The 14,051-nt window shown below is 66.3% G+C and carries 19 protein-coding genes; 12 read left to right on the top strand and 7 right to left on the bottom strand.

The window, feature by feature from the left end; translation table 11 throughout:
- The 5 genes from uvrA to ACFE7F_RS09835 form a co-directional block, all read left to right on the top strand.
- Positions 1 to 1,760: excinuclease ABC subunit UvrA (uvrA, locus tag ACFE7F_RS09855; RefSeq protein ID WP_375403683.1), on the top strand; the 1,760-nt coding region annotated here is incomplete at its 5' end.
- A gap of 128 nt (positions 1,761 to 1,888) precedes the next feature.
- On the top strand, positions 1,889 to 2,032 hold the full coding sequence (locus ACFE7F_RS09850) for a hypothetical protein (RefSeq protein ID WP_375403682.1): 144 nt from the start codon (positions 1,889 to 1,891) through the stop codon (positions 2,030 to 2,032).
- A gap of 31 nt (positions 2,033 to 2,063) precedes the next feature.
- Positions 2,064 to 3,128, top strand: coding sequence for a hypothetical protein (locus ACFE7F_RS09845; protein ID WP_375403681.1), 1,065 nt, complete (start codon positions 2,064 to 2,066; stop codon positions 3,126 to 3,128).
- 105 nt (positions 3,129 to 3,233) lie between these two features.
- The gene (locus tag ACFE7F_RS09840; RefSeq protein ID WP_375403680.1) at positions 3,234 to 3,794 is read left to right on the top strand and encodes a hypothetical protein; all 561 of its coding nucleotides are present in this window, start codon (positions 3,234 to 3,236) and stop codon (positions 3,792 to 3,794) included.
- Positions 3,769 to 3,948 carry a hypothetical protein gene (locus ACFE7F_RS09835; protein WP_375403679.1) on the top strand — a complete coding sequence of 60 codons (180 nt, stop codon included), beginning with the start codon at positions 3,769 to 3,771 and terminating at the stop codon, positions 3,946 to 3,948. Before ACFE7F_RS09840 ends, ACFE7F_RS09835 begins: the two co-directional genes overlap by 26 nt.
- Positions 3,949 to 3,966: 18 nt before the next feature.
- Here ACFE7F_RS09835 and ACFE7F_RS09830 read toward each other — a convergent pair whose 3' ends face one another.
- On the bottom strand, positions 3,967 to 4,239 hold the full coding sequence (locus tag ACFE7F_RS09830; protein ID WP_375403678.1) for a BrnA antitoxin family protein: 273 nt from the start codon (positions 4,237 to 4,239) through the stop codon (positions 3,967 to 3,969).
- The gene (locus tag ACFE7F_RS09825) at positions 4,223 to 4,489 is read right to left on the bottom strand and encodes a BrnT family toxin (RefSeq protein ID WP_375403677.1); all 267 of its coding nucleotides are present in this window, start codon (positions 4,487 to 4,489) and stop codon (positions 4,223 to 4,225) included. The genes ACFE7F_RS09830 and ACFE7F_RS09825 overlap by 17 nt, the downstream gene beginning before the upstream one ends.
- A 192-nt stretch (positions 4,490 to 4,681) precedes the next feature.
- On the opposite strand from ACFE7F_RS09825, the gene ACFE7F_RS09820 reads away from it, so the two are divergent.
- The 7 genes from ACFE7F_RS09820 (at position 4,682) to ACFE7F_RS09790 (ending at position 8,469) form a co-directional block, all read left to right on the top strand.
- Positions 4,682 to 5,368 carry a hypothetical protein gene (locus ACFE7F_RS09820; RefSeq protein WP_375403676.1) on the top strand — a complete coding sequence of 229 codons (687 nt, stop codon included), beginning with the start codon at positions 4,682 to 4,684 and terminating at the stop codon, positions 5,366 to 5,368.
- Positions 5,369 to 5,632: 264 nt separating this feature from the next.
- Positions 5,633 to 5,842, top strand: coding sequence for a cold-shock protein (locus tag ACFE7F_RS09815; protein ID WP_331005116.1), 210 nt, complete (start codon positions 5,633 to 5,635; stop codon positions 5,840 to 5,842).
- A 105-nt stretch (positions 5,843 to 5,947) separates the two neighbouring features.
- Entirely contained in the window at positions 5,948 to 6,196 is a 249-nt protein-coding gene (locus tag ACFE7F_RS09810; RefSeq protein WP_375403675.1) for a hypothetical protein, read from the top strand.
- Positions 6,197 to 6,291: 95 nt separating this feature from the next.
- Positions 6,292 to 6,738 carry a PA2169 family four-helix-bundle protein gene (locus ACFE7F_RS09805; protein WP_375403674.1) on the top strand — a complete coding sequence of 149 codons (447 nt, stop codon included), beginning with the start codon at positions 6,292 to 6,294 and terminating at the stop codon, positions 6,736 to 6,738.
- Positions 6,739 to 6,820: 82 nt separating this feature from the next.
- Complete coding sequence (locus ACFE7F_RS09800) at positions 6,821 to 7,585, top strand: hypothetical protein (protein WP_375403673.1); 765 nt, start codon at positions 6,821 to 6,823, stop codon at positions 7,583 to 7,585.
- A complete protein-coding gene (locus ACFE7F_RS09795) occupies positions 7,582 to 8,013 on the top strand; it encodes a hypothetical protein (protein WP_375403672.1) in 432 nt (143 codons plus the stop codon). The genes ACFE7F_RS09800 and ACFE7F_RS09795 overlap by 4 nt, the downstream gene beginning before the upstream one ends.
- Before the next feature lie 12 nt (positions 8,014 to 8,025).
- Positions 8,026 to 8,469, top strand: a complete 444-nt coding sequence (locus ACFE7F_RS09790) for a DUF3597 domain-containing protein (protein ID WP_375403671.1) — start codon at positions 8,026 to 8,028, stop codon at positions 8,467 to 8,469.
- A 43-nt stretch (positions 8,470 to 8,512) separates the two neighbouring features.
- On the opposite strand, the gene ACFE7F_RS09785 is transcribed toward ACFE7F_RS09790, so the two are convergent.
- The 5 genes from ACFE7F_RS09785 to tgt all read right to left on the bottom strand — a co-directional run bounded on the left by ACFE7F_RS09785 (position 8,513) and on the right by tgt (position 13,969).
- Positions 8,513 to 8,707: a hypothetical protein gene (locus tag ACFE7F_RS09785; protein ID WP_375403670.1), complete on the bottom strand. Its 195-nt coding sequence runs from the start codon at positions 8,705 to 8,707 to the stop codon at positions 8,513 to 8,515.
- A 52-nt stretch (positions 8,708 to 8,759) separates the two neighbouring features.
- The gene (locus ACFE7F_RS09780) at positions 8,760 to 9,722 is read right to left on the bottom strand and encodes a cell wall hydrolase (RefSeq protein ID WP_375403669.1); all 963 of its coding nucleotides are present in this window, start codon (positions 9,720 to 9,722) and stop codon (positions 8,760 to 8,762) included.
- 82 nt (positions 9,723 to 9,804) lie between these two features.
- Positions 9,805 to 12,633, bottom strand: coding sequence for a M16 family metallopeptidase (locus ACFE7F_RS09775; protein ID WP_375403668.1), 2,829 nt, complete (start codon positions 12,631 to 12,633; stop codon positions 9,805 to 9,807).
- Positions 12,630 to 12,833, bottom strand: a complete 204-nt coding sequence (locus ACFE7F_RS09770; protein WP_375403667.1) for a hypothetical protein — start codon at positions 12,831 to 12,833, stop codon at positions 12,630 to 12,632. The genes ACFE7F_RS09775 and ACFE7F_RS09770 overlap by 4 nt, the downstream gene beginning before the upstream one ends.
- Positions 12,830 to 13,969, bottom strand: a complete 1,140-nt coding sequence (gene tgt, locus ACFE7F_RS09765; RefSeq protein WP_375403684.1) for a tRNA guanosine(34) transglycosylase Tgt — start codon at positions 13,967 to 13,969, stop codon at positions 12,830 to 12,832. The genes ACFE7F_RS09770 and tgt overlap by 4 nt, the downstream gene beginning before the upstream one ends.
- Positions 13,970 to 14,051 lie beyond the last annotated feature (82 nt).

Here is a 14,051-nt window from a genome sequence, read left to right as displayed (position 1 = left end):
GCTACGACGTCAAGAAGCCGTTCGAGGGCGTGATCGGCAACCTCAACCGCCGCCTGCTCCAGACCGAGAGCACCTGGATGCGCGAGGAGCTGACCAAGTACCAATCCGCCGCCCCGTGCGAGACCTGCCGCGGCGCGCGCCTCAAGCCTGAGGCGCTGGCCGTCAGGATCGCCGGCCAGGACATCAGCCACGCGACCCACTTGTCCGTCGTCGACGCGCTCGCCTTCTTCACCGACATGCCCAACCACCTCGGCGACCAGCAGCGCGCCATCGCCGAGCGCATCCTCAAGGAGATCGTCGAGCGGATCGGCTTCCTCAACAATGTCGGCCTTGATTACCTGAACCTCAACCGCACCAGCGGCACGCTGTCGGGCGGCGAGAGCCAGCGCATCCGCCTCGCCTCCCAGATCGGCTCGGGCCTGTCGGGCGTGCTGTACGTGCTCGACGAGCCCTCGATCGGCCTGCACCAGCGCGACAACGACATGCTCCTCGTCACGCTCCGCCGCCTGCGCGACCTCGGCAACACCGTGCTCGTCGTCGAGCATGACGAGGACGCGATCCGCGCCGCCGACTACGTGATCGACATGGGCCCGGGCGCGGGCGTGCACGGCGGCGAGATCGTCGCGCAGGGCACGCTCGAACAGGTCCTGAAATCGCGCACCAGCCTGACCGCCGACTACCTCAACGGCACCCGCGAGGTCCCGGTCCCGGCCAAGCGCCGCCGCGGCACCGGCAAGAAGATCACCGTCCAGAACGCGACCGCCAACAACCTGCGCGGCGTCACCGCCTCGATCCCGCTCGGCACCTTCACCTGCGTCACCGGCGTCTCGGGATCGGGCAAGTCGAGCTTCACCATCGACACGCTCTTCGCCGCCGCCGCGCGCGAGCTGAACGGCGCGCGCATCCTGGCGGGCAAGCACGACAAGATCAACGGCCTCCAGCATCTCGACAAGGTCATCGACATCGACCAGTCGCCGATCGGCCGCACCCCGCGCTCCAACCCCGCCACCTACACCGGCGCCTTCACCCAGATCCGCGACTGGTACGCCGGCCTGCCGGAAGCGCTGGCCCGCGGCTACAAGCCCGGCCGCTTCTCCTTCAACGTCAAGGGCGGGCGGTGCGAGGCCTGCACCGGCGACGGCCTGCTCAAGATCGAGATGCACTTCCTCCCCGACGTGTACGTCCAGTGCGACGTCTGCCACGGCGCGCGCTACAACCGCGAGACGCTGGAGGTGAAGCACAAGGGCAAGTCGATCGCCGACGTGCTCGACATGACCGTCGAGGACGCCGCCGCCTTCTTCGCCGCCGTCCCCCCCATCCGCGACAAGATGGCGATGCTGGTCGAGGTGGGGCTGGGCTACGTCAAGGTCGGCCAGCAGGCGACCACCCTGTCCGGCGGCGAGGCGCAACGCGTCAAGCTCGCCAAGGAACTCGCGCGCCGCGCCACCGGCCAGACGCTCTACATCCTGGACGAACCTACCACCGGCTTGCATTTCGAGGACGTGCGCAAGCTGCTCGAAGTCCTCCACGCCCTGGTCGAGCAGGGCAACACCGTGGTCGTGATCGAGCACAACCTCGACGTCATCAAGACCGCCGACTGGGTGCTGGACCTTGGGCCGGAAGGCGGCGTGAAGGGCGGCGAGATCGTCGCCGAAGGCACGCCCGAACAGGTGGCGAGGGAGCCGCGGAGCTTTACGGGTCGGTATCTGGCGCCGTTGCTGGATAAGGGCAGGGCACCCCGCGCCGAAGCGGCTGAGTAGCCCTCTTACCCTCTCCCGCCTTCGCGGGAGAGGGACAGGCGCGAAGCGCCAGGGTGAGGGCAGTAACAGCCGAGTAGAAGCAAGAGTGACCCCTTCCGCTCCACCCCGCTCCGCGCTAGCCTGCGCTTATGGCCAAGATGTCGCTCATCGAGTCCGAGTTCGACACCACGGAGGACGCCTCCGCGCATGACGCCTGGTTCCGCGCCAAGGTCGCGGTCGCGGTCGCATCCGACGCCCCATCATCCCGCACGATCAGGTCATGGCGGAGGTGAATGCAATGCTTAAGACTAGGCTACTACAAACATGACGCTTTGCGGAGCAATGTACTCCGGTGCCAGCTTTGTAGCTTTCGGCGATGTAATGCTCTCGCGGCGTTTTGCCCAGCCGGTGCCGCTTCCGACAACAATCGGGTCAACTGACGATGAAAGTTTAGTTACTCCAGACGGCTACTCTCCGTCGAGATTGCATCAGAAGATCGTCTTGATAAATGCTAACACGCTGATGCTTTGGTCTGGGCTTTATACTAAAGCAAGGTTGTTTTACCGGTATCTATGTTCTTGCTTGAGTAGTTGTCGACCTACCCCGGACGAAGTACGCAGGATTATAAGTCGCTTTCCTGACTCTCTCAATCCAGAGGACATCGAAATATGCGTCATTGTTATTGACAAGAATGACTATGCGCATCCTATGACGCTTAATACTGTGATGTACCCTCTTGAAACTATTGATGGTTTTTTAACACTAGGAAGTGGAACGGAGGACGCCTTTAATCCTTTACTACAAGATATTATAGAGAGTGCAATACTATCTAATAAGTGCGCGATGAGCGCACTCAGGTTCTTTGGAAGCGCTCTAATTCAGCAATCTCTACATGGCTACGGTTTACAAAAATCTTGGGGTGGAGGTTTTGAGATTGTCGTTAAGAGTGAAGTTGGTTTCACGAAGATTAATGAAATTCTTGTACGAGGATGGACGGTACATAAAGATCAAGTTTGGAAACTTGTTCCTACAAAGTATTGGTTTTTCCAAGCTTATGAAAATGGTATCCTAAAGGTTTTTCCGATCACGCCTAACGATCCTAGTCTTTCTTATAATCCATTCGTGGCTAAAAGCTTTGATCCTAGATCTAGAAAGGAGTGTCTAATCGGCTCTCAAACTCCAAGTCACGTTATAGACCTTACTTTCCCGATTACTTACTCTATGTCTAATCCGAATGGAATGATGATAAATATAGCAGCGTCAGATTGTCTGATTGAAAAAGTCGATTTAGATCCCACTGGGTATAAAGTGTCACGAAATATTAAAGCAGAGTTAGATTTGCTTTGGTCATTTCTGAGCGAGTTTAGGAAAAGAGGTGTTGTGTTATAGGTGCGAGTGCAATTCTAGGCTCGCTATCATCGCGCATACTGATGACTCGTCGGGCGACCTCGCGTGGCGTGCGGCTTAAAAAGGTAGAGGGGAGTAGTCGCGCGCGTGCCTAATCCGCTGCCCTCCTACCGCCCTGAGTTCGAAGCCGCTCTCCGCATTTTAGCCCGCGTCAGCGAGGCCATGAGAGCGCGGGGCTATGAAGCGCCGATCCTCGTCGGCGGCGGCGCGGTCGAGCTCTACACGCGGAGCGCGATTACCACGGGCGACTTCGACGTCGTCACCGCGCGGCAGGAGGAGTTCGAGGCCGAGCTGCGCCGTGAAGGCTTCACCAAGCCGATCGGGATCGGCCACACCTCTCTGGGGTGGGTCCACGCTGATTTACGCCTTGGCTTCGAGGTGGTATCGTCGTCGCTGCTCGACGGCATGGCCGATCGGGACCGCGTGGTCCTGATCGACCTCGACCGCGACGGCGTGGCCGCGATCGTCTCCATCGAGGACATGATCGCCGACCGCATGGGCCAATATGCCTCTGGCGCCGCGCCGGAAATGCTCGAACAGGCGCGCGCCCTGTTTCGACTTCATGCTGACGCCGATATGGACTATATGGACAAGCGCATCAGGTACGAAACGGCGGGTGATCATGGCGTCGCATCCATTCAATCCTAAGCGGCCGATCCCGCTTGGCGAGTTCGCCGCGGACATTGAGCGCCGCCGTGCGGAGACGGGAGTGACGGACGTACCCCGCAACGCCGGCAACCGCCGCACCGACTCTAAGCGCGCGCTGCTCGCGGCGATCGAGAATGCCGGCGGACGCTGGTGACGCCGGGGCCGGGGGCCGCTACAACCCCACCGCCTTGCGCAGCGCCTCGTTGATCCGCCCCTGCCACCCCGGCCCGCCCGCGCGGAAGCGGTCGAGGATCTCCGGGTCGAGCCGCAGCGTCACCTGCCGCTTGGGATGCTCGCCCAGCGGCGGACGGCCCCGCACCACGCCGTTCGGCCCGAGATAGCCCGTGGCCGGGCGCACGACTTTGCCGCCGACGCGCAGCTCGCTCACCGCCGCAAGCTCCGCCGTCAGCTCCGGCGCGTCGTCCGGGTCAATCCAGTCCGACATGCGCGATCTCCCATCCATGCATCCGCCGCATCGAGATGACGCGGCACGCTCCGTTCCGCTCGACCCACACCACCGCCACCGCGAACTCGTCCAGCCAGCCATAGGTGACCTGCCGACGCTCGCCATAATCGATGCGCAGATCGTCGGCTGTGATCGACCTGCTCGCGAACACCTTCGGCGCGTCGAGAAAGTCCAGCCCACGCTCCCGCAACGTCTCCGCTCGCTTGACCGGGTCGAAGCTGATATCCACGAACGCGATATGTAGTTACTAAAGTAGGCCGGTCAACCCCTGCGTAGGCGGGGGTCGGACTGGGCTGCCGGCCCCGCATGGTCCGCTTTGTTTCTGCTTCCGCAAAAATATTCGCCGGCGGGGCTGTCCTACAAGCTTCCTCCCTGCATAAACCCCTGGTCACCCTTTGTTCCCACATCAGGAGACGAATCAGTGACCACCCCCGCCGAACCTCATACCGCCCCGCGGCCTGCCGCGCTGCCCGAGCCGACGACCTACGCCGAACGCCACCGCGCCGCCGAAGCCAAGAAGATCGACACCGCCACGCAGGCGCTGAGCGGCCTGCTCGACTATCTGGACGAGCATGGCGAGCTTCCGCCCGAACCAACGCCCGCCGAGCAGGTCGCGGTCGTCCTCGCCGATCGCCCGCGCCTGACCGCGGGGGGCTGGAACCCGCCCAAGCAGCGCGCCTTCATCGAGCATCTGGCGGTGTCCGGATCGGTCACGGACGCCGCCGCTCATGTCGGTATGACCCGCCAGGGCGCATATCAGCTCCGACGCCGCGAACCCGGATCGGTCTTCGCGCTGCTGTGGGACATCGCGATCGCCCTCGCCCGCCAGACCCTGCTCGACGAGGCGACCGAGCGCGCCATGGTCGGTCGAGAGGTGCCCGTCTGGCACCGGGGCGAGCAGGTCGGCGCGCGTGTCGTCCACAACGACCGGTTGCTGATGTTCCTCCTGAAGCACGACGCGCCCAAGCCGCATCCGTCGTTGCGCCTGGACCAGCTGCTCCATCTCTGGCCCGTCATGATGGCCGAGATCGACGGCGTCCTGCCCCCGCCCGAGGACGCGGCCGAGTTCGCCGCGCTCGCGGACCGTTTCGGAAACGATGGGGCGTGAGCGTTTCCGTCGCGGTGTCAATCGGCGTCAAGCTGGGGAGGCGGGCCGCGGGCAAAGCCCGCGTCGTCGGTCGCGGCTGTAGCCGCGCCGGCCGGCGACGCGTATACGGGGTTGCGCTGCTCCGCAGCGCTCCCCATATACGCGTCGCTCAAGTCGCATATCGACGGTCTACGGCGCTTTGCTGCACCTTCTTCCTTCTTTCCCTGCCGCCGCGGCACCAGGTCGTCCGACACGCGGGCGACCTCCCAAAAGAAGGAAATCTCTATGACCATCGGTACCGTCAAGTTCTTCAACGCCGACAAGGGCTATGGCTTCATCGCCCCCGACGATGGCGGCAAGGACGCGTTCGTCCATATCACCGCCGTCGAGCGCGCCGGCATGGTGACGCTGCGCGAGAACCAGCGCGTCGGTTACGAGCTCGAGGAGGATCGCCGCGGCAAGATGTCGGCGATCAACCTCCAGCCGCAAGACTAACCAGTCCATCTGCGGGGCGGTCCCACCTGGGACCGCCCCGTTTCGTTACGCGTGTGGAACTTTCCGCTCTCTCCGTAGGTTATGTGGTTAAAGGGGATAGTCTCGATGCGTGAATCCGAATTCTTCACCGCCCGCGCCACCGCCGCGCAGGCGGAGGCCGACGCCGCCGTCCTCGACAATGTCCGCGAGCGCAGCCAACGCGCGCAGCAGGCCTGGAACACCATGGCCCAGCGCTCGCTCCGCTCCGAAGGCGCGCGCGACGCCCGTGAAGCCGCCGCCGCCTCCGCGCAGGCCGCCGCCGCCGGTAGCGCCCGCCCCGATTTCATGTTCCGTCCGGACGAGCCGACCGGATAAATCGGGCGAGCGGACGATCGTGGGCGTCGGTCCCATGCACCCTTCCTGCGACTCGCGCGTTCCCGGGGCTCCAATCTAGAGAGCAGGAGCCCCCGATGGCCGACACCGGCAACGACGTTACGATCCTCAACACGCTGATCAAGACGGTCAACGACTCGATCCAGGGCTATCAGGAGAGCGCCAAGGACATCGGCAACCAGCGCCTCGCCTCCATGTTCCAGGACCGCGCGATGGAGCGCCAGAAGGTCGCGACGCAGCTCCAGGCCGAGGTAGGCCGGCTCGGCGGCGACCCCTCGGACGGCGGCTCGATCCTGGGCTCCGCCCATCACATCTTCCTCGACATGAAGTCGGCGATCACCGGCAAGGACGACGACGCGATCCTGGCCGAGGTCAAGCGCGGCGAGGAATACCTGCGCGACAAATTCGACACCGCACTGGCCGAGACGAACCTGGGCGCGTCCACGCGTGAGGTAGTCAGCCAGGCCGCGCAGTCGGTACGCCAGGGCGCGGACTCGGTGAGCGGCTTCAGCAACGCGATGTGATCGATCCGGAGCGCGGGCCGGATCGGTCCGCGCTCCACCCACCCCAGCAACGGCCGCAGCCATGCGGCGAGGAGTCAGCGCCATGACCAGCCGACCGACCGACAGCGACGCCATGGCGCTCGACTCCATGCCCCCGACCGGCGGTGTCGTCGCCGACGATACCCCATTTGCAGCTACGACGCGGACGGAGACGCGCGGACCGACGCGCATCCGGCTCGGTCGCGACCGCCATGTCGAGGTCGACGGTCGCCGCACCGCGCTCGCCGCGGGCGCGCTCGGCTTGGGCGTGCTCGCCTACAAGGGCGTGACCGCGCTCCTCGGTCGCCGGTCGAAGAAGGTCGGAACCGCCAAGAGCTCGGCCGTGCCGTTCCAGCGTGACGACGGCACCAGGACCGCACCCGCCGCGACCGGACCCGCCCCGACCCTCGGCACGACCCATGCCGCGACCGGCACCGCTCCGGAGTTCATCGGCGAACCTGCGAGCACGCAGTCCGACACGCCCTTCGTCGCCGCCTCCCAGAATGACGACACCGCCGGCTTGCTGGTCGAGGTGACTGAAATCGACATCGTCACGATCACCCCCGTCGGCGGCGCGTCCGGCGATGCGACAGGTGACAAGGCCGACCGCAGCGCGCTAACCCCCGAGCACGTTCCCACGGACCTGATGGGCGATGCACCCCCGGGCGCGGGCGAGCGCGCGATCGACGCCTTCCGGCCCGATCCCACCGCGCCCGTGCCGGCCGAAATGCGCGAGTCCCTGCGCCCCGCCACCGGACCGGCGACGGGTTTCGCGGGCAACCGCGGCGATTTCGCCTCCGGTCTCAGCCAAGCGGATGGTTCGAAATGACCAATACCATGATGACGGTCTCCGACACTAAGGCTACCGACAATGGCGGCCTGATATGGAAGAAGATCAGCTACGGTTTGGGCGTTTTCTCGCTTGTGCTCGGCGCGGCGGAGCTCCTCGTTCCCAAGCGCATCGCCAAGGCGTTGTCTTCGGAGGGGCACGAGAAGCTGATCCGCGGTTTCGGTGCGCGCGAGCTGGTCGCGGGCGGCGGTCTCGTCACCGATCCGGGGCACGGGCTGCGCGTCTGGAACCGGGTCGCGGGCGACGCGATGGACTTGACCGCGCTTCACTTCGCCCGGGTGCGTGCGCCCGGCAACCGCACGATCTGGGGCGCGATCGCCGCGGTCGCCGCCGTGACCACGCTCGACATCTGCACCGCGGTCGGCCTTGACCGTCGCACGGGCAAGTCGCTCCCCATCGGCCGCTAAGGAAACACCTGCATGAGCATATTCGGCAAGATCAAATCCGCCATTTTCGGCAATAACGGACCGCTCGGCGGCGGCATACTCGGCGGCTCGAAGCCCGCCGCCCAGCCTAACCCGCAGACCACCCAGGCGCAGCCCCAGGCCGCGCCGCGTGCGCCACAGCCGCAGACGGCTCCGGCCCAGGTACCTGCCGCTCAGCCGGTCGACGTCGAACAGGTGCTGATGGGCATCGCGAGCCGTAAAGGCGGCCCCGACCTCAACTGGCGCACCAGCATTGTCGATCTGATGAAGCTGCTCGATCTCAACTCGAGCCTCGCCGACCGCAAAGAGCTCGCCACCGAACTTGGCTATACCGGAGCCAAAGATGGCTCGGCCGAAATGAACATCTGGCTGCACAAAGCTGTGATGCGTGAGCTTGAGAAGAACGGCGGCAAGGTTCCGGCCGCTCTCAAGGATTGAGGAACGCGGCCCGTCACCTCCGTCGAGGTGACGGGCGATCGCATTATTTCCCGAACAGCAGCGAAGATTTCCGCCCGCCGTCATCCTGCGGCGCATTCTGCTCCTTGTCGAGCGTCGCAGGCGCGTCGACCGCGTCGCCCTTCTTCAGATGCTGCATAGACATCGTCTGCGGCTCTTTGTCGACATCGAGCCGCGGCTCCGTACTTCCTTCCATCTTGGGCTGAATATAGTCGTTCATGATGCACTCTCCTTGCCGGGAAAGAACGCGGGGCGATGAGCAGGGGTTGCACCTACTTCAACGCGGTGCCCGACTCCTTCCACCGGTCGAGCACCTCGGACGCGGGCGGTAGCCGATCAGGGGTCGGCGCGGGTGTCAGCGCGGAGCTGCTCGACGCGATCACCGGCGGCACGTTACTCCGCGCCAGGCTAGTCCGCACCGGCGGGGATGCCACAGCTGCGACCGCGACCGGCGTCCGGACCATCGCCGGTCCATGCGGCCCCGGCATCGGCTCCCCGCCTTGGTATTCCTGCCGGAACGCCGCCCCCGTACCCCACCATCCCTTCCATCGATGAAAAAAGTGCGCGCCTACGACCTCGGTCATCACCAGCCCGCGGTTCCAGACAGGCCGGACCGCAAAGGTGTGGTAATGCGTCGCCAATCCCACCGGCGTGTACACGTCGCCCGCCAGCGCTCCCCAGGCGGTGCCCGCCGCGCGCGCCCATCCGGCCCGGCTCGGCGCGCGTGTCATCGCCCCGTCGCACGCGAACGAGAACTGGCATCCCCGCCGCTCCGAACCTTGATAGACGACGCCGCATACGGTCGCGGGAAAGGCGGGATGCCGTGCCCGGTTCAACACCACCTGCGCCACCGCCCGCTGTCCCACATCCGGCTCCGACGCGGCCTCGTAATAGATCGCCGCCGTCAGGCACTCGAGCGCCCGCGCCCGGTCGACCGGGCTCCCCTGCGCCATGGAGAATGGTCGAGCACCGGCGATCGCGACCTGCACCGACTCGCTCGTCAACTGCGGCACGGCCGGCAAGGCGGTCGTTCCGGTCACGCCCGCCGCAGGCGCGGCTTGCTCGCCGACCGCATCATCGGTGGTCACCTGGTAGGTAAGTGGCGGCGAGAAGGCGACCACCGGCGCGTGCTGCGCCTCCACCGCCCACCAGGTCAGCCCGGACGCGCCGAACGCCGCTACCGATGCCGGTACCGCCCAGCGTCGCCGTCGGCGGGGAAAGCGCTCATTCCGCATCGCCGCCCCCATAGCCCGGGGCGCGTTACCGATCTGCCATCCAATCCGGCCCGTCCCGCCACGGGACGGAGCAGGGGACCGTTCACCTCAGCGCCGGACTGTCCAGGTTCAATGCCGAGGCGGCGATCACCTCCAGCCTCGGATAACGTCGGCGTAGCGCGCCTTCGAACTGCCGCGCGTCGCCGACCACCACCACGCTCGCCCGGGCGGGGTCGAGCAGTTCGGCCGCGGCGGCCTGCACCGCACGGGGGTCAACCCCCTGCACCGCGCCTGTATAGCGACCCAGCTCGGACAGCGGTACCGACTGGACGATGTAATCGCCTAGTATGTCGGCGATGCCGTCCGTCGTCTCGATCGCACGACCAAAGCCGCCGACGAGCACCGCCTTACGGGTATCCAGCTCAGCGGCGGAGGCGAGGGCTGTGCCCAGCTTGCGCATCTCGTCGATAATGATCGCGACCACGTCGGGCGCGGTCGGGTTCTTGGTCTGCGTCCGCGCCTCGACCAAGCCGCCCTGCCGGCGCGCGGACAGCACACTCGTCGCGCCGTAGGAAAGCCCGCGCTTGATCCGGATCTCCTGGTTCAGCCGCGACGAGAAACCACCGCCCAGCGTAGTGTTGGCGACCGCGAGCGGATAGAATCGCGCGTCCGTTCGAGCGATCGCCGGACGGGCGACGACCACGCCTGCTTGCCCCGCGCCCGGCATGTCGACCAGCACCACCCGCGGCTCGGCGGGAGCCGCGATCGCCGCCTGTGCCTGCCGGATCGGACCGGTCCCGCGCCATGCGCCGAGATACCGTTCCGCCAGGGTCTGCGCCGCTGACGGGGTGATGTCGCCTACCATCAGCAGCGTCGCCGAGGTCGGGCTCCAGGTCGAACGGTAGGACCGCTGCACGTCCTCGTGCGTAATCGCCTTGAGCGAGGACGGCGTACCCTCCGCGGGTATGCCGTAAGGTGCCGACCCGAATACCGCGCGCGCCGCGACGAGGCGCGCGAGTTGGGCCGGGTCCTTCAGCTCGACGGTCACCGCGTCCACCGATTGGGCTCGCGCTCGCTCGATCTCGTCACGCGCAAAGGCGGGATTGACCGCCACATCGGCAAGGATCGCCATGGCCGGAGCGATCTGGTCCGACTTGACCGTCACGTCGATCGACGCGCCGTCGCGGCTCGCCCCGCTTTCGATCGAGCCACCCAGCAATTCGACCGCACGCGCGATTTCGGTCGCCGAGCGGCTCGTCGTGCCTTTGGTCAGCAGCGCCGAGGCGAGCGCGCTCGCTCCGCCACGTCCCGCCAGGTCGGTCGCCGCGCCGCCGGTCGCGACCAGCGACGCGGTGACGATCGGCAGATCGCGTCGTTCGACCGTGATCACTCGCATTCCGTTGGCGAGCCGCGTTTCGACCGGCCGTGGCAGCACCGCCGCGATCGGCGCGGCGGGCGCGGGCGGCAGGACGCGCTGGCCGGCGAGCGCGGGTGTCATCACCCTGACGTCGGCCGGCGCGCGCAGGTCGGCGACGCGGACCGTCGCCGCAACCGGCAGAGCGTCGCCGGCGACCTTCGCGGGCTTGGACTCGATAGGCAAATAGCGGATCGTCGCGGACTGCCGCTCGACCAGATACTTACCCGCGACCCGCTGGACATCCAAGGCGCTAACGCGCGCCACCGCGTCCAGCTGCTTCTGCGATGCGTCCGGATCGCCGTCGACGATCGTCGAACTGGCGAGCACGAAGGCCTTGCCCTCGGCGGTCTCGCGTTGCCGGATCGCGGCGGTCAGGATCTCGTTTTTCGCCTCCGCCAGCTCGGCGGCGGTCACGGGCTCGGTCTGGAACCGGGCGATCTCGCGCTTGAGCGCAACCTCCCCCTGCTCGACGCTCTTGCCGCCCGCGACGATCGCGTACGCCACGAAATTGCCGGTCGACTGTTTGGTGTCGAGGAACGCGGCCGCCGACTGCGCGACCTGATCGCGGTAGACGAGGCTCCGGTACAGCCGCGAGCTCTCGCCCGTCGCCAGGATCGCCTGGAGCACGGTAAGCGCCGGCGTGTCCGCATCGCGGTCGGGCGGCACGTGGTAACTGACCAGGACGGCCGGCAGCGGGGTGTTCGGCTCGTACACCGTCCATGCGACCGCCTGGGTTCGGGCAGGCTCGGCGACGGTGACGCGCGGGATCGGACGATCCGGCTTGGCGATCGGCGCGAAATAGCCGTCAACCCACCGGTCGAGTTGGGCGGGATCGAAGTTTCCCGACACGACCAGTATCGCATTGTCCGGCCGGTAGTAGGTCGCATGGAACGCGCGCACGTCATCGATCGACGCGGCTTGCAGATCGTCCAGGCTGCCGACCCCCGGCCGGGCGTACGGATGGACGCTGTAGGACGCTTGCGGATAATAGATCGAATAGAGCTTGCCGTAAGGAGTGGCGCGCGTGCGCTGGCGCAGCTCCTCCTTAACCACATCGCGCTCGGCGGCGAAGCTCACCGGCTCGACCACCAGGCTCGCCATCCGGTCGGCCTCGGCGAAAAGCAGCCGTTGCAGGTGGTTTGCGGGCACAACCTCGAAATAATTAGTGTAGTCGTCGCCCGTGGACGCATTATTATAGCCGCCGACATCCTCGGTCAGTCGGTCGACCTGCTCCGGCACGAGATTGCGCGTCGCCTTGAACATTAGGTGCTCGAACATGTGAGCGAAGCCCGAGCGGCCCTTGGGGTCGTCCTTGGAACCGACATCGTACCAGACCTGCACCGCGACGTTGGGCGTTGACGTGTCCCGGACCGCGAACACCCGCAGGCCGTTGGCGAGCGTGCGCTGCGTAAAGGCGATCGGCGGTACCGTCGCCCCGGTAGGCGGGCTTTGCGCAAAGGCGGAGGCGGGCAGGGCGACCGCCCCGATCAGCAGGGCGGCGCGGACCCGGCTCATTTGCCGCGCTTCGATCGGCTGGCGTAGAGGAGGGCGGCGGCGACCGCGGCGGAGCCGATACCCACTCCCACGCCGATCGCACCGAGCGGCCAATTCTTCGCACGGTCGGAGATGGTGCGCGCGGCGGCCTCGCTGCGCTCCTTGGCGGCGCGCGCGGTCGCCACAATCTCGTTGGGCTCGTCGTTCCGACCATCGGTCACGTCAACTCTCCTTTCGGCCGGGCATAGCGCGCGCGGAACTCGTTTGCGAAGGCTTCCAATCGCGCGCCCGCAATCGCCGCGCGCAGGTCGGCCATAAGCGCCTGGTAGAACCAGATATTATGCTCGGTCATCAGCATCGCGCCTAGGATCTCGCCCGCGCGGACGAGGTGGTGCAGATAGGCGCGGCTCCACGTCGCGCATACGGGACAGGCGCAGTCGGGGTCGAGCGGGCCTTGATCCTCCGCGAAGCGCGCGTTGCGCAGGTTGATCGGCCCTTCCCGCGTGAAGGCCTGCCCCGTGCGGCCCGAGCGCGTGGGCAGTACGCAGTCGAACATGTCGATCCCGCGTTCGACCGCGCCGACGATGTCGTCGGGCTTGCCGACTCCCATTAAATAGCGCGGCTTGTCAGGAGCGAGCTGGCCGGGCGCATAGTCGAGGCACCCGAACATCGCCTCCTGACCTTCCCCGACGGCGAGCCCGCCGACCGCATAGCCGTCGAACCCGATACCGAGCAGCGCGTCCGCCGACGCCTTGCGGAGCCGTTCGTCGAGCGCGCCCTGCTGGATGCCGAACAGCGCTGCGCCGGCGGCGTGCTCGTCGCCCGCGTCGAACGCGTCGCGGCTGCGCTTGGCCCATCGCATCGACCGCTCCATGGCGGCCGCCTGCACCTCCGGCGCAGAGGTGGTCGGCACCAGCTCGTCGAAGGCCATGACGATGTCGGAGCCGAGCAGCCGCTGGATCTCCATCGACCGCTCGGGCGAGAGCAGGTGGCGCGTGCCGTCGAGATGCGACTTGAACGACACGCCCTCCTCCGATCGCTTGGTCAGATCGGCGAGGCTCATCACCTGGTAGCCGCCCGAATCGGTCAGGATCGGTCGTTCCCAGCCGGAAAAGCGATGCAGCCCACCTAGCCGCGCGACGCGCTCCGCGCCCGGGCGGAGCATCAGGTGATAGGTGTTGCCCAGGATGATATCGGCTCCGGCCGTAGCGACGTCGCCGGGCTTCATCGCCTTGACCGTGGCGGCGGTGCCGACTGGCATGAAGGCGGGCGTGCGGATCACGCCTCGCCGCATCGCAATCTCGCCGGTGCGCGCACGGCCGTCGGTGGCATGGACGTTGAAGCGGAAGCGGATCATTCGCGGACGGCTGTGGGACAGGAGGATGTCGGTGTCGAGAGCAGCCGACACGAAGGTGGATAGCAGAAGTTAAGTGGTCAGC

The organism is uncultured Sphingomonas sp., from assembly GCF_964235535.1.
Lineage (GTDB): Bacteria > Pseudomonadota > Alphaproteobacteria > Sphingomonadales > Sphingomonadaceae > Sphingomonas.
Note: the sequence above shows the minus strand (reverse complement) of the source record. Positions and strands in the feature narration are given on the sequence as shown.

Coding starts and splice junctions, on each gene's coding strand:
- ACFE7F_RS09845 (WP_375403681.1), top strand. CDS start 2,064: ATGACGCTTTGCGGAGCAATGTACTCCGGTGCCAGCTTTGTAGCTTTC.
- tgt (WP_375403684.1), bottom strand. CDS start 13,969: ATGATCCGCTTCCGCTTCAACGTCCATGCCACCGACGGCCGTGCGCGC.
- ACFE7F_RS09815 (WP_331005116.1), top strand. CDS start 5,633: ATGACCATCGGTACCGTCAAGTTCTTCAACGCCGACAAGGGCTATGGC.
- ACFE7F_RS09835 (WP_375403679.1), top strand. CDS start 3,769: ATGGCGTCGCATCCATTCAATCCTAAGCGGCCGATCCCGCTTGGCGAG.
- ACFE7F_RS09775 (WP_375403668.1), bottom strand. CDS start 12,633: ATGAGCCGGGTCCGCGCCGCCCTGCTGATCGGGGCGGTCGCCCTGCCC.
- ACFE7F_RS09785 (WP_375403670.1), bottom strand. CDS start 8,707: ATGAACGACTATATTCAGCCCAAGATGGAAGGAAGTACGGAGCCGCGG.
- ACFE7F_RS09850 (WP_375403682.1), top strand. CDS start 1,889: ATGGCCAAGATGTCGCTCATCGAGTCCGAGTTCGACACCACGGAGGAC.
- ACFE7F_RS09795 (WP_375403672.1), top strand. CDS start 7,582: ATGACCAATACCATGATGACGGTCTCCGACACTAAGGCTACCGACAAT.
- ACFE7F_RS09805 (WP_375403674.1), top strand. CDS start 6,292: ATGGCCGACACCGGCAACGACGTTACGATCCTCAACACGCTGATCAAG.
- ACFE7F_RS09810 (WP_375403675.1), top strand. CDS start 5,948: ATGCGTGAATCCGAATTCTTCACCGCCCGCGCCACCGCCGCGCAGGCG.
- ACFE7F_RS09800 (WP_375403673.1), top strand. CDS start 6,821: ATGACCAGCCGACCGACCGACAGCGACGCCATGGCGCTCGACTCCATG.
- ACFE7F_RS09790 (WP_375403671.1), top strand. CDS start 8,026: ATGAGCATATTCGGCAAGATCAAATCCGCCATTTTCGGCAATAACGGA.
- ACFE7F_RS09830 (WP_375403678.1), bottom strand. CDS start 4,239: ATGTCGGACTGGATTGACCCGGACGACGCGCCGGAGCTGACGGCGGAG.
- ACFE7F_RS09780 (WP_375403669.1), bottom strand. CDS start 9,722: ATGCGGAATGAGCGCTTTCCCCGCCGACGGCGACGCTGGGCGGTACCG.